Source organism: Sphingomonas chlorellae (genome assembly GCF_056485145.1).
Genome location: NZ_JBQXXM010000005.1, coordinates 1 through 15956 on the forward strand (window position 1 = coordinate 1; position 15956 = coordinate 15956).

Below are 15956 nucleotides of genomic sequence, written 5' to 3' on the forward strand. Positions count from 1 at the left end.
GCCTCCGGGGCCGTCGGCGCGGCGGGCGCCGTCGCGGCAACCGGCGCGGCGGGCGCGGCCGGGGCGAGCGGCGCGGCGGGCGCTGTCGGGGTGACCTGGGCGTGATGGTGCGCCGCGGGTGCGGGGGGCGCCGGGGGCGCGGGCGGTGCCGGCGGGGCGACCTGCGCCGCCGCGCTGCTCACCATATGGTCGGCGGCGACGCCGGCGGAGGCGGTCAGCCCCATCGCGGCGAGCGCCAGCATCGCGGCCCCGGCGGTGCCTGCCCGGCGCCGCGCGCGCGACGGGGCCTTCAGGATCATCAGCATGCGCAACCTTCCTTTCACGTCGTGGATGGTGTGGAGGTGGCAGGCGGCGGAAATCGCGCCGCCATGCGCCGACTTGACGATGGCGCAGCCATAGGCGTGCCGCAGCGCGGCCTCGCGCCCGGCGAGCACCAGCGCGTCGCATGCCATCTCCTGATCGGCCCGGAACGCGCGGAAGGCGCGCCAGGCGATTGGGTTGAACCAGTGGGCGGCGAGCACCGCCAGCGCGGCCCAGTTGGCGATCAGGTCGCCGCGGGCGTGGTGGCCGAGTTCGTGCGCCAGCACGAGTGCCCGCTCCGTCGCGTCAAAGCGTTCCTCGAAACCGCACGGAAACGCGACAAAACGTCGGAAAATGCCGAATGCGAGCGGGCCATCGGCGGCTTTCGACTCGACAACGCGCACTTTTCCACCCGCAACCAGGTCGTCGCGCCGCGCGGCGCCGAGCACCCGGCGACAGAAACGGCGGTGCGCAACCAGATGAAAAGCAAGGAAAATCAGCGCGCCCGCGGCCCACAGCCCCAGCAACAGCGCCGCGAGCCCCGCCCCGCCCCCGACGACCGTCGGCGGCACCACCGCAACGGGCAGATGCTGCCCCGCCGCGCTCAGGTCGATCTCGATAATCGTCTGCGTATTCAGCGACTTGGGCAGCAGCTCGGGGTTCATGACTCCCAACGCGACGCCGGGTGTATCGGCCACCGCCCGCGTCCACGGCGCCAGCACCCGGCTCAGCTGCCAATCCCCCGGCAACGGCGGCAAGACCATCCGCAACGCGGGCATAAGCCACAGAAAATACGTCAGTTCCGGCCCGAAACTGCGCCGCACCGGCCCGCGCAGCGCCAGCACCACCAGCATCAGCAACGTGCTGGCGACCAGCGTCTCGATCACCCACGCGCTCATTGCTTGAGCGCCTTCAGCAGCGCCTCGATCTCGGCGATATCCTCGCTCGTGATCGCATCGCGCTCGGCCAGATGCGCCACCAACGGCGTCAGCCGACCACCGAACAGCCGGTCGATCAGCCGCCGCGATTCACCTTCGACATAGTCCTCGCGCGCGACCAGCGGGCGATAGAGATAACGCCGCCCGTCCGCCTCGTGCGCGATCGCGCTCTTGGCGAGCAGGCGCCCCAGCAGCGTCTTGACGGTGTTCGCGCTCCACCCCCGCTCGGCGGGCACGCGTTCGGCAACGTCCTGCGCGGTGAGCGGGGATTCGTCCCACAGCACCTCCATCACCGCATGTTCGGCATCGCTGATTCGTTCGCGCATCAACCCCTCCGACTACACCTGTAATCGCTTCGATTACGGATGTAGTCAATGCGCTGAACGCCCGCTGAACGACGCGGCGTCACCTCTGTCGGAATATTTTACATCCCCGCACGCCCGCAACACGCCGTTAACCATCAACAACCGCACGATCCGCGGGTTTTGCAGAAATGGCACGGCCCGTGCGAGGGTAAGCCCGCACTCCGATAGCGTTCCGACGCTTCATTGCAGGGTGGGCCGTGGCGGCGCGTAACTGTCAGGCCCACCCACCCGGAGTCTCCCCCACGCCCGTCACGCCGAACGCATAAGGAAACGCCCGCGCGGAGGATCTCCGCGCAGGCGTCATGTCATGCCAGGTTCGGAAAAGCGGGGCATCGCATCGGATGCCCCACCGGCGGGCTCAGGCGGCGGCCACGCCCTTGTCGGCCAGCAACTGTGCCAGCTCGCCCGATTCGTACATCTCCATCATGATGTCCGATCCGCCGACGAACTCGCCCTTGACATAAAGCTGCGGAATCGTCGGCCAGTCGGAGAATGCCTTGATTCCCTGGCGGATTGCCTGATCCTGAAGCACGTCGACGCTCTCGAACGCCACGCCCAGGTGATTGAGGATCGCCACCGCCCGGCTCGAAAAGCCGCATTGCGGGAACAGCGGGCTGCCCTTCATGAACAACAGCACGTCGTTGCCGTCGACCAGCGTCTGGATACGCTGCTGGACATCATCGGTCATCAGAACTCACTCCTCTGCCGGCGCTTCGGTGACGAGCTGAAGGGCGTGCAACACACCCCCCATTCGCCCGCCCAGCGCCGCATAGACCGCCTGATGCTGGCGCACCCGCGGCATTCCCCGGAACATCGGCGCCACCACGCGCGCCGAATAATGGTCGCCGTCCCCGGCCAGGTCGGTGATCTCGACCTCGGCATCGGGAATCGCGGCGCGGATCAGCGCCTCGATCTCGGCGGCGGCCATCGGCATCTTACTTGGCCTCGAGCAGCTGGCGACGCGCCTCGACGGTCTGTTCGTCGACCGCACGCCGCACCATCGGCTCGTCGGCTTCGACGCCCGCCGCCAGCAGATCGCCGAGCAGCTTGCGGATGACGTCCTCGTCCCCGGCCTCCTCGAAATCGGCCTGGACGACCGCCTTGGCATAGGCGTCGGTCTCTTCGGGGGTCAGGCCCATCTTCTGCGCCGCCCACTGGCCGAGCAGCCGGTTGCGACGCGCGGTGATGCGAAAGGTCATTTCCTCATCCCGCGCGAACTTCGCTTCGAAAGCCCGCTCGCGATCATCGAACGTCGTCATGTGCTCTACTCGGCCCCTTGATTAGCTGTGGCGCCGAAATAGGTTCGCCGACCGGCGGTGGCAAGCGCAGCGTGCCTGCCACCGCCGATGATCAGGACTCGCCGGCGACCGTCACCACCAGCTTTCCGATCGCCTGGCGCGCCGCCATCGCGGCAATTGCCTGCCCGCCTTGCGCCAACGGAAAGCGCTGCGTGACGCGCGGCGCGATCCGCCCCTCGTCCCACAGCTTGAAAAGCTGCGCGACATGCGTGTCATTCGCCCCCGGATCGCGCGCGGCGAACGCGCCCCAGAAGACGCCGCACACGTCGCAGCTCTTGAGCAGGGTCAGGTTGAGCGGCAGGCGCGGAATCCCTGCGGGAAAACCGACCACCAGATAGCGTCCCTCCCACGCAATCGCGCGCAGGGCAGGCTCGGCATAGTCGCCCCCGACGGGATCGAAGATGATGTCGGCGCCCTCGGGGCCGACCGCCGCCTTGAACATGTCGGCGAGCGCCTTTGACTGGTCGCGATCGAACGGCGCCCGCGGATAGATGATGACGGTGTCGGCACCGGCCGCGCGGGCGGCCTCTGCCTTGGCTTCGCTCGAAACCGCGGCGACGACGCGCGCGCCATAGGCCTTGCCCAGTTCGATCGCGGCAAGGCCGACGCCGCCCGCGGCGCCCAGAACGAGCAGCGTCTGCCCCGCCTTCAGCCGACCGCGATCGAGCAGCGCATGGATCGTCGTGGCATAGGTAAGCAGCAGCGCCGCGCCGTCGTCGAAGCTGCGCCCCTCGGGCAAGCGATAGAGCCGGGCCGCGTCGACCAGGACCGCCTCGGCCATGCCGCCATGGCCGATCACGCCGATCACACGATCGCCCGGGACAAAGCGGGTCACGCCCTCGCCGACCGCCTCGACGATGCCGGCGATCTCGCCGCCCGGCGCGAACGGCCGTTGCGGACGAAACTGATACTTGTCCTCGATGATCAGAACGTCGGGATAATTGACCGCACAGGCGCGCACGGCAACGCGCACCTGTCCCGCCCCCGGCTCCGGCCGGGGCAAATCCTCGATCGTTAGAGTTTCAGGTCCGCCCGGCGCCTTCGACAACAATGCCTTCATGTCCGCTCCCTACCACGATCCAGGGCCGACTCTGTTGAACGCCGGCCTCGTAATTCGAAATCGCGGTATCTTTTGCCAGCGTCAGGCCGATCTCGTCCAGCCCCTGCATCAGGCAATCGCGGCGGAAGGGATCGAGTTCGAATGCAAAACGGTCCTGAAAGCCGGTCGTGACCGTCATCGTCTCCAGGTCGACGCTGATCGGATCGGTGCGGGCGACTTCGATCAACCGGTCGATCGCGGCCTGGGGCAGCACGACCGTGACGATCCCGTTCTTGAACGCGTTGCCCGAGAAAATGTCCGAAAAGCTGGGTGCGATCACGGCCTTCACGCCCATGTCGCCCAGCGCCCAGGCGGCATGTTCACGGCTGGAACCGCATCCGAAGTTCTCGCCGGCGATCAGGATCGGCGCGCCCGCATAGCGCGGATCGTCAAAGACGTTGCCGGGCTCGGCCCGCACGGTCTCGAACGCGCCCCGCCCCATGCCTTCGCGCGTGGTCGTCTTCAGCCAATGCGCGGGAATGATGACGTCGGTATCGATGTTCTTGGCGCCCCAGGGATAGGCGCGCCCCTGGACCTGGCGAACGGGTTCCATCAGCAGTGGCTCCGCATGAGGTTGCACGAACGCGCCGCGACGGACGCATGGCCGTCGCGCGCTGCGTGCGTGGAATGAAAAATGGCGGTCAGCGCGGCGCAGTCACCGGCGCGCGAACGCCGTGCGCGGCAGGCGCGGCATGAAGGTTGGTGTAGTTGGCCGCATATACGGCGGCGATTCCGCTGAGCACGGTTCCGGCAATCAGTACGACAAGCGCCTGCTTCATTTACAATATCCCTCATGCGGCCGACATCAGGTCGCGAACGTCGGCGAGCCGCCCGGTCACCGCTGCAGCCGCAGCCATGGCGGGCGAAACCAGATGCGTGCGCGCACCCGGCCCCTGCCGTCCTACGAAATTGCGGTTGGAGGTGGAAGCACAACGTTCGCCCGCCGGCACCTTGTCCGGGTTCATGGCGAGGCACATCGAGCATCCCGGCTCGCGCCATTCGAACCCGGCCTCGACAAAGATGCGGTCGAGCCCCTCCGCCTCCGCGGCACGCTTCACCAGTCCCGAGCCGGGGACGATCAGTGCCTGACGGATGCGATCGGCGACCTTGCGCCCCTTCACCACTGCGGCGGCGGCACGCAGGTCCTCGATCCGGCTGTTCGTGCACGACCCGATGAAGACATGCTCGATCGCGATGTCCTGCATCGCCATGCCGGCACGCAGCCCCATGTAGTCGAGCGATTTCTGCGCGGCGACACGCTTTGCGGGGTCGGCGAAACTCTCCGGGTCGGGCACCGTGCCGGTGATCGGGACGACATCCTCCGGGCTCGTCCCCCAGGTGAGCGACGGCGCGATCTCGCTGCCGGCAAGCACCACCGTGCGGTCATAACGCGCGCCCGCGTCGGTCGGCAGCGTCTGCCAATAGGCAACCGCGCGCGCCCAGTCGTCGCCGGCCGGCGCGAGCGGCCGCCCTTTCAGATAATCGAAGGTCTTGGCGTCAGGCGCGATCAGCCCCGAACGCGCGCCACCCTCGATCGACATGTTCGAAACGGTGAGCCGCCCTTCGATCGACAGGTCGCGAATCACGTCGCCGGTGAACTCGATCACATAGCCTGTGCCCCCGGCCGCACCGATGCGGCCGATGATGGCGAGGACGACGTCCTTGGCGCTGACCCCGAAGCCCAGGGAGCCGTCGACGCGGACCTCCATCGTCTTCGACGGCTTGAGCAGCAGCGTCTGCGTCGCCAGCACATGCTCGACCTCGGACGTGCCGATGCCGAAGGCGAGCGCGCCCAGCGCGCCGTGCGCCGAAGTATGGCTGTCGCCGCACACCAGCGTCGTTCCCGGCAGCGTGAACCCCTGTTCGGGGCCGACGACGTGGACGATCCCCTGCCGCGCATCGAGCGCGTCGATATAGGGCACGCCGAAAGCCGCCACATTGGCGCGCAACGCCGCGAGCTGCCCCGCGCTCGCCGGATCGGCGATCGGCAGCGGGTTTCCGGCCGCGTCCACGCGGGCCGTCGTCGGCAGGTTGTGATCGGGAACGGCCAGCGTCAGGTCCGGCCTGCGCACGCGGCGCCCTGCCGCCTTCAGTCCGGCAAAGGCCTGCGGGCTCGTCACCTCATGGACCAGATGGCGATCGATATAGATCAGGCAGGTGCCGTCATCGCGCCGCTCGACCACATGGTCGGCCCAGATCTTTTCATACAGGGTACGGGGTGCAGTGTTCATGCCGCCGCATTAATCGAATAATGCGCAGGCGCAACCCCCACGGTAATTTTTGTGCGCAATGGTACCTTCCCCCGGCCACGCCGGGGGAAGGAAACGACGTCTCACGCGGCGGCAAGCGCCTGATAGCTTGCCGAGGTTTTCGCGGCGACTTCCTCGGCCGTGACGCCCGGCGCCAACTCGATCAGCTGGAACGGCGAATGGTGGTCGGGGCGCTGGAACACCGCCAGGTCGGTGATGATCATGTCCACCACGTTGCGCCCCGTCAGCGGCAGCGTGCATTCCGGGATGAACTTGGCGCCGCCGTCCTTGGCATTGTGCTCCATGACGACGATGATCTTCTTGACCCCGGCGACCAGGTCCATGGCGCCGCCCATGCCCTTGATCATCTTGCCCGGAATCATCCAGTTGGCGATGTCGCCGCCTTCCGAAACCTCCATCGCGCCCAGCACGGTCAGGTCGATATGTCCGCCGCGGATCATCGCGAAGCTGTCGGCCGAACTGAAATAGACCGAATTGGGCAGTTCGCTGATCGTCTGCTTGCCGGCGTTGATCAGATCGGGGTCCTCGTCGCCTTCGAACGGAAACGGTCCGATGCCGAGCATGCCGTTCTCCGACTGGAGCGTCACCTCGACGCCCGGCGGGATGTGGTTGGCGACCAGCGTCGGGATGCCGATGCCGAGGTTGACGTAGAACCCGTCCTTCAACTCCTGCGCCGCACGGGCGGCCATTTGGTCTCGCGTCCAGGGCATCACTTCTTCTCCTGCGGGTCCGCCCATCGTGTCGCGGGCGGGAATGTCTGGTCATAGGTGGCGCCGAGCCCGGTGCCGTAGACGGGATTGGGAAGCACGAACCAGCCGCGCCCCCACAGCCCGGCGATGCCGGGGCGCTGCACGGCCTCGCGCCGCGCCGGGTGCGGCGGTCCGGCAAAGAGGTCGCTGAAATCGCCCAGTTGATCGCCGCCCATGGCGACGACGCACCAGCGCGCGGCAATCGCGGCACGCCGCCCGTCCTTGCCCGATCGCCCGTCCACGTCGCCCTTGAGGAACAGCGTCTCGCCGTGGCGCGCCGGTCCCAGCCCCGCTCCCGCAAGCGCCGCCTCGGTCGCGGCGGCATTGGCGGCGGCACGATTGGTGTTGAAGATCACCGTGACGCCCATGGCCCGCAGCGCCCGGACAGCTTCCACGGCCCCGGGAACCGCCGCAACCTTGTCCGCACCGGTCTTTTCCCAGCGGTCCCAGCGCGCGGGATCCCATGGCCCCGGGTGCTGCGCGTCAACCCCTTCGTATCCAAGGTTGAGCACCAGCGTCTCGTCGACGTCGAACACCGCTGCCGGCGGCTCCTTGCCGCACGGCATGAAGCGCGGCTCGCCGAACGACGCATCCGGCGCCAGCACGACCGAACGACGCGGCGCTGCGGGATCGCGCTTCTCGTCGGCCAGGCGGCGACGGACATGGTCGACCAGCGCCTGATACGCCTGCACGCTCAGCGCCGCGGCCTCGCCGGAACCATAAAGATACTGGAACTGCGGCGCGATGGCACCCGGCGCTGCCGGCGCACCGCCGCTGGCGGACACCGGCTCGGCCGGGACCTCGCCATCGGGCGGCGGCAACGATTTGAGCCCGGTGATCACGTAACGGTCCTGCACGGCCGCGGGGACCGCAGCGGGCCGATGCGGCACGCCGCTGCGCGCGCATCCGGCAAGTGTCATCGCCGCGACAAGGGCCAGCGCCGTTGCCGCCCGGCGATGCCGCCGATCAACGCCGCCCATCACGCAGCCTCGCGCGCCCGGGTCGTGCGGAACTCGATCTTCTTGTCATAGGGCGCCCCGACGATCATGCGCTTCACATAGATGCCGGGCAGGTGGATCTGGTCGGGGTCCAGGCTTCCGACAGGGACAACTTCCTCAACTTCGGCGACGCAGATCTTGCCTGCGGTTGCCATCGGCTGGTTGAAGTTGCGCGCGGTCTTACGGAACACCAGGTTGCCCGCCTCGTCGGCCTTCCAGCCCTTGATGATCGACACGTCGGCGCGGATTCCACGCTCGAGGATATACTCCTCCCCGTCGAACAGCTTGACCTCCTTGCCCTCGGCGACCTTCGTTCCGACGCCCGTCTTGGTGTAAAAGCCCGGGATGCCGGCACCGCCCGCGCGGCACCGTTCGGCGAGGGTTCCCTGGGGGCAGAACTCGACCTCCAGTTCGCCCGAGAGATATTGGCGTTCGAACTCCTTGTTCTCGCCGACATAGGACGAGATCATCTTCTTCACCTGACGACTGCGCAGCAGCTTGCCCAGGCCGACATTGTCGATCCCGGCGTTGTTCGACGCGATGGTGAGATCCTTGACGCCCGACGCCTGAATGGCGTCAATCAGCCGCTCGGGGATGCCGCAAAGGCCGAACCCGCCTGCGCACAGGGTCATGCCGTCGAACAGCAGCCCTTCCAGCGCTGCCTCCGCGTTGGGATAGAGCTTTTTCATGGCGATTCCCTCCTAGTCCGGATGAGGCGATAATCCGGGGCCGAAGCGCGGGTCAAGCAAACCTGAACCGGCTTTCAACTTCTGGAGGGCCGCGGCGATCCGAACTGCATACGCCACCCCATCACCCGGCATGACGCCACAATTCCGCCGCGGTTCGCGCTTAGCGCCCCGCCTCCCCGATCCGCGAAATGTTGCATTTTTGCTACAGTGCAGAAAATGCAACACACAGTTTCGCGGTGCAGCATTGACCTTCGCAGATGCAGCACTAAATGCGCTGCCACGGGTACCGTTTCCGACCCGTCATAATATAATAGTAGTTCGATCCGAGGTTCATTATGCGTTATATTCTTGCTTCCGCGCTGGCTCTTGGCGCCTTCTCTACGCCTGCATTTGCACAGGAAGCAGCCGCTTCTTTCACCGGCCCGCGCGCGGAAGTTGTCGCCGGCTGGGATCACGTCAAGAACGACGGCGACAAGAAGTCGGGCGTCACCTACGGCTTTGGCGCCGGCTATGACACCGCTTTCGGCAACGTCGTGCTGGGTGCCGAAGCCGAACTGACCGGCGCGACCACCGAAAAGTGCGCCGCCACGGCGACGGTCAAGGGCTGCTTCCAAGCAGGCCGTGACATCTATGCCGGCGGCCGCATCGGCTATGCCTTCAGCCCGAAGGCGCTGGTCTATGGCAAGGTCGGCTACACCAACGCCCGCGTGTCGGCTGAGATCGACACCAACACCTCGCTGGTGACGCGCGCGACCAACAATCTCGACGGCATCCGTCTGGGCGCCGGCGTGGAGACCACGTTCGGCAAGTTCCTCGGCAAGATCGAGTATCGTTACTCGAACTACGCCGACAACTATGTCCGTCACCAGGTCGTCGCCGGCCTGGGCGTGCGCTTCTAATCGCACCGCCGATCCGGCAACGGGTCGATCAGGGGGCTGCGCAGCACCATTGCTGCGCAGCCCCTTTGCGTTTGCGGCATCGGATGGGCTAGCGGTCAAGCGACCCATGGGGACTGCAGGGAGGATGTGAATGGACGCGATGCGCACGGGCGGACGGATCCTGGTCGATAATCTGGTTGCCCAAGGATGCGACCGGATCTTTCACGTACCGGGTGAAAGCTTCCTCGCGGTGCTCGACGCGCTTCATGACACGCCCGCAATCGACCTCGTCACCTGTCGGCAGGAAGGCGGCGCAGCGTTCATGGCCTGCGCCGACGGCGCCATGACCGGGCGGCCGGGTGTCTGCTTCGTTACGCGGGGCCCCGGCGCCACCAATGCAAGCATCGGAGTCCACGTCGCGATGCAGGACTCGCTGCCGATGATCCTCTTCATCGGCGACGTCGATCGCGCGATGCGCGATCGCGAGGGCTTCCAGGAAGTCGACCTTCCGGCATTCTTCGCTCCGCTCGCCAAATGGTCGACCCGAATCGAGGATGCCCGACGCATCCCCGAATATGTCGCGCGCGCCTGGAGCGTGGCGCAGTCCGGGCGCCCCGGTCCGGTGGTGATCGCCCTGCCCGAAGACATGCTCTGCGATGCTGTCGCCGCGTTCGATCGCCCCGCAGTGGATCGTGTGGCGCAAGTACCCGATCGTGCCGCGGTCGACGTTATGGCCGCCATGATTGCCGAGGCTGAGCGGCCGGTTGCGATCGTCGGCGGTGCCGGCTGGGATGCTGCGACGGGCGCTGCGTTCGAGCGGTTCGCCCAGGCGATCGGCCTTCCCGTGGCAACGGCGTTCCGACGTCAGGACGCGCTCCCTCCCGAGTCACCGGTCTATGCCGGCAACCTCGGCTACGGCCCCAACCCGCGCCTGGCGGAGCGGGTGCGAAATGCGGATCTGATTCTTGCCGTCGGCGCCCGGCTCGGCGAGGCAACAACCGATGGCTATGCGCTGATCACGCCCGACCATCCGGGACAGCGACTCATTCATGTTCATCCCGATCCGAACGAGTTGGGACGAGTCTATCGGCCCGACCTGGCGATCTGTGCCGACATGCGCAGCTTTGCCGAGGCCGCCGCGCTCGGCGATTATGGCGCGCCGCGCCACGCCGCCGCCGAAGCCCATGCCGAATGGCGCGCATGGGCGACGCCAAGCCCGCGGGACGGCGTGGCACTCGATCTGGGACAATGCGTCGCGACCATGCGCGAAGCGATGCCGGCCGACACGATCATCTGTAACGGCGCGGGCAATTTCTCGGGCTGGTGGCACCGCTTCTGGCACTATGGCGCCTATCCGTCCCAGCTTGCGCCCACGGCGGGCGCCATGGGGTTCGGTGTACCCGCAGCCGTCGCGGCGGCGCTCCGTGCCCCCGAGCGCGCCGTCGTGGCGATTGCCGGCGACGGGGATTTCCTGATGAACGGGCAGGAATTGGCAACCGCGGTCCAGCATGGCGCCGACATGCTGGTCATCGTGGTCGACAATGGTGCCTATGGCACGATCCGGATGCACCAGGAGCGCGAATATCCGACGCGCCTCTCGGGAACGACGTTGCACAATCCCGACTTTGCCGCCCTGGCTCGCGCCTATGGCTGCTGGTCGGAAATGGTTGATTCGACCGCAGCCTTCGCCCCGGCGCTGGATCGGGCGCTTGCCCAGCCTGGCGTCCGGTTATTGCACCTGCGGACGGACGTGGAGTTCATCACCCCCGCGATCACGATTGAGGCGCTGCGCCGCCGGTGATCCGACGGCAATCCCACGCCCGATTTGCCGCCACGTGCGGCACGCTATAGAAAGAGGAGCTTATTCTTGCGCGTGACGAGTTATCTGACTGGAAACGACCGTGCCCTGGCGTAGCATCCATATCGGCGATGAAGGCGAACCCCGTCTCGAGATCGACGGCGTTCGTGTCTGGCAACATGAGTGGCGCTGGCAGGACAGCAAGACGATCGCATTGCCGAACCCGCTCGAGCCAAAGCAGACGCTTGGCCACATGATCTGCGAAGCGGGGCCCGTGCGCCGTCCGGCCCGCTTTGCCGCCGCCAAGCTGCCCAGCGGCTTGTGGTCCTTCTACGTCCGCGTGTGAGCAAAACGAAAACGGGGGCGCGCGGCCCCCGTTTCCTTGGCAGCGCCGGGGCGATCAGATGTCGTCGCCCAGCACGCCCTTGACCTTGCCCTTGAACTGCTCGCCTTTGCCTTTCAGCTCCTGATTGGCGCCTTCCTGACGAACAACAGGGTCATCGCTGGTCTGCTTTACCTTGCCAATGGCTTCGTTGACGTTGCCCTTGATCTTGTCGGTGAGCTCACCCATCGCGGTCTCTCCTTGTCCGATCCGGCGCACCCTGCGCCGGATACTCGATCAAGAAACCGACCAGGGACCGCTGCCGTTCCCATCGTAACGGCAGCGATCTGTTCGCGATCGGCTATGCCCGTCAGATCAGACCTGCGAGCGGACTCGACGGATCGGCATAACGTCGCTGCCCCATTCGGCCGGCAAGATAGGCCAGGCGCCCCGCCTCAACTGCGGCCCGCATCGCGTGCGCCATGCGCACCGGATCCTTGGCTTCGGCGATCGCCGTGTTCATCAGCACGCCGTCACAACCGAGTTCCATCGCAACCGCTGCATCGGAAGCGGTGCCCACGCCGGCATCGACCAACACCGGCACCTTCGCACCTTCGACGATAAGCCGAATCGTCACACGATTCTGAATGCCCAGTCCCGATCCGATCGGGGCTCCCAAAGGCATGATCGCGACCGCCCCGGCGTCCTCCAGACGCTTGGCGGCGATAGGATCGTCGACGCAATAGACCATCGGCTTGAAGCCTTCCTTGGCCAGGATCTCGGTCGCCCGCAGCGTCTCGACCATATCCGGATAAAGCGTACGCGCTTCGCCGAGCACCTCCAGCTTCACCAGGTCCCAGCCCCCTGCCTCGCGCGCCAGGCGCAGCGTCCGAATCGCTTCGTCCGCGGTAAAGCAACCGGCCGTGTTGGGCAGATAGGTGATCTTCCTGGGATCGATATAGTCGGTGAGCATCGGCGCCTTGGGATCGCTCACATTCACCCGCCGCACCGCTACCGTCACGATTTCGGCGCCGGACGCCTCAACCGCCGCCGCGTTCTGGGCGAAGTCCTTGTACTTGCCCGTGCCCACGATCAACCGTGAACGGAATCGCCTTCCGGCGACGGTCCAGCAATCCTCGTCAAGCGCCGTCGCATGGTCGCCGCCGCCAACGAAATGCACGATTTCCAGGCTGTCACCATCGGCAACCGCAACCGCCGCCAGCGTCGAGCGCGGAACGACTTCGAGGTTACGCTCGACCGCCACCTTCTCCGGGACGAGCCCCAGCTCCTCGGCAAGCTGCGCAAGCGTGATCCCGGCGCGAACGCGGCGATGCTCGCCGTTCACGGTGATCGAGAGGGTACCGTCGCTGTGCAAGTTGTCTTCCTCCATGCGGAATGCGGGCTGCGAACCGGCGGGCAAGCGCCGTGTCCGCGCGGGAAATCACGCCCGATTTGATCGCTGACGCTGGGTCATATAGGTAAGCCTCCGATACCCCCGCAACCGAAAGGCACATCCTTGGCCGACCTGGTCCTCGTTCTCAACGGCCCGAACCTCAATCTGCTGGGCCTGCGCGAGCCGGAGATCTATGGCTCGGACACGCTCGACGACATTGCGGGCCAGCTTGAGGATCGGGCGCAGCAGCTCGATATCGAGATCGATCTCCGCCAGTCGAACCATGAGGGGCATCTTATCGACTGGTTGCATGAGGCGCAGGCTCGGAGCGCCAAGGCAGTGATCCTCAATCCGGGCGGGTATACGCACACCTCGGTGGCGCTGCACGATGCCGTCAAGAGCATTACGACGCCGGTGATCGAGGTGCATCTTTCGAACCCGCATGCACGCGAATCGTTCCGGCATATCAGCCTGGTCGGGCGCGCAGCACGCGGGACTGTGGCTGGCTTTGGCGCGCTGTCCTACATGCTGGCGCTTGAAGCCGTGGCGCGCTTCTGACACAGGGCGCGCTTTCATTAGATGAAGGGTCGAATGGCCGAAGAACAGAAGAAGGCGGGAGCGATGGAGATCGATATCGATCTGGTCCGTCAGCTCGCCGCAGTGCTCGACGATACGCAGCTCACCGAAATCGAGGTGGAGGACGGCGACCGCCGCGTCCGCGTCGCCCGCAAGGTTTCGGTCGCCTCGGCACCGGTTCACATGGCGGCGCCCGCCTATGCGCCGGCCCCGGCGGCCCCGGTCGCCGCACCGGCCGAAGTCGCCGCACCGGCACCTGCCGCCAACGCCAATGCGCTCAAGTCGCCGATGGTGGGCACCGCCTATCTCGCCGCGAATCCGGAGGCCAAGCCCTTCGTGACGGTCGGACAGCAGGTTGCCGCGGGTGACACGCTGCTCATCATCGAGGCGATGAAGGTGATGAACCCGATCCAGGCGCCCGGCGCGGGTACGGTCAAGGCGATCCTGGTCGAGAACGGCCAGCCGGTCGAGTTCGACCAGCCGCTCGTCGTCATCGAATAACGGCGCGCGTCATGCCCGAGATCAAGAAGCTGCTGATCGCCAATCGCGGCGAAATCGCGCTGCGCATCCATCGCGCCTGCCACGAGATGGGGATCAAGACGGTGGCGGTGCACTCCACCGCCGACGCCGATGCCATGCATGTCCGTCTCGCCGACGAAGCCGTCTGCATCGGCCCGCCCTCGGCAACCGACAGCTATCTGAACATCCCCAGCATCATTGCCGCAGCAGAGATCTCGGGCGCAGACGCGATCCACCCCGGATATGGCTTCCTTTCCGAAAACGCACAGTTCGCGGAAATCGTCGAGGCGCACGGCCTGATCTTCGTCGGTCCGAAACCGGAGCATATCCGGACGATGGGCGACAAGGTCGAAGCCAAGCGGACGGCCGGTGCGCTGGGCCTTCCCCTTGTCCCCGGTTCGGACGGCGCGATCACCGACGTCGCCGAGGCGAAGCACCTGGCGGCCGAGATCGGCTATCCCGTCCTGATCAAGGCGGCATCCGGCGGCGGCGGCCGCGGGATGAAGGTGGTGCCGAGCGAGGACCAGCTCGAAAGCCTGATGCAGCAGGCCGCGAGCGAGGCGAAGGCAGCCTTTGGCGACGCCACCGTCTACATGGAAAAATACCTCGGCAATCCGCGCCACATCGAGTTCCAGGTGTTCGGCGACGGCAACGGCAACGCGATCCATCTGGGCGAGCGCGACTGCTCGCTTCAGCGCCGCCACCAGAAGGTGCTCGAAGAGGCGCTGTCGCCCGTCATCACGCCCGAGGAGCGCGCGCGCATGGGCGGGATCGTCGCCAAGGCGATGTCCGACATGGGCTATCGCGGCGCCGGAACGATCGAATTCCTTTGGGAAGACGGCAAGTTCTACTTCATTGAAATGAACACCCGTCTCCAGGTCGAACACCCGGTGACCGAGATGATCACGGGTGTCGATCTGGTTCGCGAACAGATTCGGGTTGCCGAAGGGCACGGCCTGTCGGTCCGGCAGGACGAAATCGAGTTCCGCGGGCATGCGATCGAATGCCGGATCAACGCCGAGGATCCGCGCACCTTCGCCCCCTCGCCGGGCAAGATCACGCATTTCCACGCCCCGGGCGGCATGCATGTGCGCGTCGATAGCGGCATCTATTCCGGCTATCGCATCCCGCCCTATTACGACTCGATGATCGCGAAGCTGATCGTCTATGGCCGCACCCGTGAGGGCTGCATCATGCGGCTGCGGCGTGCGCTCGAGGAGTTCGTGATCGAGGGGATCAAGACCACGATCCCGCTGCACCAGGCACTGCTCGATCAGCCCGATTTCCAGTCGGGCAACTATACGATCAAGTGGCTTGAAGCCTGGCTCGCCGAACAGCAGGACGCAGCGTGAAGGCGACGATCTGGCACAATCCGAAATGCGGCACCTCGCGCAAGGTGCTGGCGGCGCTTGAGGAGACGCCCGGGCTTTCGCTCGAAGTCGTCGAGTACCTCAAGTCGCCGCCCACGCGCGAGCGCCTGGCCGGCCTCTATGCGCGCGCCGGCATCCGTCCGCGTGACGGATTGCGCACGCACAACAGCCCGGCGGCGGATCTCTGCGCCGAACTCAATCTGCTTGATGCGGACGATGCCGCGATTCTCGATGCGATGATGGCGCATCCGGTCCTGATCGAGCGCCCGCTCGTCGAAACCGAAAAGGGCGTCCGCCTCTGCCGTCCTGCGGAAAAGGTTCAGGAGATTCTCTGAACCCACCACAGCGTCGGCACGATTTCCGCCGCGCTGCCATTGTGCAGCGCGGCGTTTTC

21 protein-coding genes are annotated in these 15956 nt (G+C 66.3%); 7 read left to right on the forward strand and 14 right to left on the reverse strand.

Translation table 11 applies throughout. The annotated features are described in order from the left end of the window. The 12 genes from ACT3CF_RS13265 to ACT3CF_RS13320 all read right to left on the reverse strand — a co-directional run. A partial coding sequence (locus ACT3CF_RS13265; protein ID WP_478423513.1) for a M56 family metallopeptidase occupies window positions 1-1199 on the reverse strand: 1199 nt, incomplete at its 3' end. Next, window positions 1196-1564 (reverse strand): BlaI/MecI/CopY family transcriptional regulator, encoded by a 369-nt coding sequence (locus ACT3CF_RS13270; RefSeq protein WP_478423515.1) that lies wholly within the window; start codon window positions 1562-1564, stop codon window positions 1196-1198. The genes ACT3CF_RS13265 and ACT3CF_RS13270, both read right to left, overlap by 4 nt. A 397-nt stretch (window positions 1565-1961) precedes the next feature. Further along, a complete protein-coding gene (gene grxD, locus ACT3CF_RS13275) occupies window positions 1962-2291 on the reverse strand; it encodes a Grx4 family monothiol glutaredoxin (RefSeq protein WP_478423517.1) in 330 nt (109 codons plus the stop codon). A gap of 6 nt (window positions 2292-2297) precedes the next feature. Continuing rightward, on the reverse strand, window positions 2298-2537 hold the full coding sequence (locus ACT3CF_RS13280; protein ID WP_478423518.1) for a BolA family protein: 240 nt from the start codon (window positions 2535-2537) through the stop codon (window positions 2298-2300). A 1-nt stretch (window position 2538) separates the two neighbouring features. Beyond that, window positions 2539-2862 carry a DUF1476 domain-containing protein gene (locus ACT3CF_RS13285; RefSeq protein ID WP_478423520.1) on the reverse strand — a complete coding sequence of 108 codons (324 nt, stop codon included), beginning with the start codon at window positions 2860-2862 and terminating at the stop codon, window positions 2539-2541. Window positions 2863-2953: 91 nt separating this feature from the next. After that, window positions 2954-3961 (reverse strand): NADPH:quinone oxidoreductase family protein, encoded by a 1008-nt coding sequence (locus ACT3CF_RS13290; RefSeq protein WP_478423522.1) that lies wholly within the window; start codon window positions 3959-3961, stop codon window positions 2954-2956. Continuing rightward, entirely contained in the window at window positions 3924-4553 is a 630-nt protein-coding gene (gene leuD, locus ACT3CF_RS13295; protein WP_478423523.1) for a 3-isopropylmalate dehydratase small subunit, read from the reverse strand. Before leuD ends, ACT3CF_RS13290 begins: the two co-directional genes overlap by 38 nt. Before the next feature lie 88 nt (window positions 4554-4641). Then, the gene (locus tag ACT3CF_RS13300; RefSeq protein WP_478423524.1) at window positions 4642-4779 is read right to left on the reverse strand and encodes a hypothetical protein; all 138 of its coding nucleotides are present in this window, start codon (window positions 4777-4779) and stop codon (window positions 4642-4644) included. 12 nt (window positions 4780-4791) lie between these two features. Further along, window positions 4792-6231 (reverse strand): 3-isopropylmalate dehydratase large subunit, encoded by a 1440-nt coding sequence (leuC, locus tag ACT3CF_RS13305; RefSeq protein WP_478423525.1) that lies wholly within the window; start codon window positions 6229-6231, stop codon window positions 4792-4794. Between the two features lie 101 nt (window positions 6232-6332). After that, entirely contained in the window at window positions 6333-6980 is a 648-nt protein-coding gene (locus tag ACT3CF_RS13310; RefSeq protein WP_478423527.1) for a CoA transferase subunit B, read from the reverse strand. Then, window positions 6980-7999, reverse strand: a complete 1020-nt coding sequence (locus ACT3CF_RS13315) for an HAD family acid phosphatase (protein WP_478423528.1) — start codon at window positions 7997-7999, stop codon at window positions 6980-6982. Before ACT3CF_RS13315 ends, ACT3CF_RS13310 begins: the two co-directional genes overlap by 1 nt. Then, window positions 7999-8706: a CoA transferase subunit A gene (locus ACT3CF_RS13320; RefSeq protein ID WP_478423530.1), complete on the reverse strand. Its 708-nt coding sequence runs from the start codon at window positions 8704-8706 to the stop codon at window positions 7999-8001. The genes ACT3CF_RS13315 and ACT3CF_RS13320 overlap by 1 nt, the downstream gene beginning before the upstream one ends. A 335-nt stretch (window positions 8707-9041) precedes the next feature. On the opposite strand from ACT3CF_RS13320, the gene ACT3CF_RS13325 reads away from it, so the two are divergent. The 3 genes from ACT3CF_RS13325 to ACT3CF_RS13335 all read left to right on the forward strand — a co-directional run bounded on the left by ACT3CF_RS13325 (window position 9042) and on the right by ACT3CF_RS13335 (window position 11728). Continuing rightward, window positions 9042-9605 (forward strand): outer membrane protein, encoded by a 564-nt coding sequence (locus ACT3CF_RS13325; RefSeq protein ID WP_478423532.1) that lies wholly within the window; start codon window positions 9042-9044, stop codon window positions 9603-9605. 130 nt (window positions 9606-9735) lie between these two features. After that, a complete protein-coding gene (locus tag ACT3CF_RS13330; protein ID WP_478423534.1) occupies window positions 9736-11385 on the forward strand; it encodes a thiamine pyrophosphate-binding protein in 1650 nt (549 codons plus the stop codon). Between the two features lie 100 nt (window positions 11386-11485). Next, on the forward strand, window positions 11486-11728 hold the full coding sequence (locus ACT3CF_RS13335; protein ID WP_478423536.1) for a hypothetical protein: 243 nt from the start codon (window positions 11486-11488) through the stop codon (window positions 11726-11728). Window positions 11729-11782: 54 nt separating this feature from the next. Here the strand turns inward: ACT3CF_RS13335 and ACT3CF_RS13340 are convergent, their stop codons facing one another. After that, window positions 11783-11953 (reverse strand): CsbD family protein, encoded by a 171-nt coding sequence (locus tag ACT3CF_RS13340; protein ID WP_478423537.1) that lies wholly within the window; start codon window positions 11951-11953, stop codon window positions 11783-11785. Between the two features lie 121 nt (window positions 11954-12074). After that, window positions 12075-13079 (reverse strand): sulfur carrier protein ThiS, encoded by a 1005-nt coding sequence (gene thiS, locus ACT3CF_RS13345; protein WP_478424117.1) that lies wholly within the window; start codon window positions 13077-13079, stop codon window positions 12075-12077. 141 nt (window positions 13080-13220) lie between these two features. On the opposite strand from thiS, the gene aroQ reads away from it, so the two are divergent. The 4 genes from aroQ to ACT3CF_RS13365 are packed head-to-tail and all read left to right on the forward strand — an operon-like array spanning window position 13221 to window position 15897. Continuing rightward, the gene (aroQ, locus tag ACT3CF_RS13350; protein WP_478423539.1) at window positions 13221-13655 is read left to right on the forward strand and encodes a type II 3-dehydroquinate dehydratase; all 435 of its coding nucleotides are present in this window, start codon (window positions 13221-13223) and stop codon (window positions 13653-13655) included. Between the two features lie 33 nt (window positions 13656-13688). Then, the gene (gene accB, locus ACT3CF_RS13355; protein WP_478423540.1) at window positions 13689-14174 is read left to right on the forward strand and encodes an acetyl-CoA carboxylase biotin carboxyl carrier protein; all 486 of its coding nucleotides are present in this window, start codon (window positions 13689-13691) and stop codon (window positions 14172-14174) included. Window positions 14175-14185: 11 nt separating this feature from the next. Continuing rightward, window positions 14186-15544, forward strand: a complete 1359-nt coding sequence (gene accC / locus ACT3CF_RS13360) for an acetyl-CoA carboxylase biotin carboxylase subunit (RefSeq protein WP_478423542.1) — start codon at window positions 14186-14188, stop codon at window positions 15542-15544. Beyond that, complete coding sequence (locus tag ACT3CF_RS13365) at window positions 15541-15897, forward strand: ArsC/Spx/MgsR family protein (protein ID WP_478423544.1); 357 nt, start codon at window positions 15541-15543, stop codon at window positions 15895-15897. The genes accC and ACT3CF_RS13365 overlap by 4 nt, the downstream gene beginning before the upstream one ends. Window positions 15898-15956 lie beyond the last annotated feature (59 nt).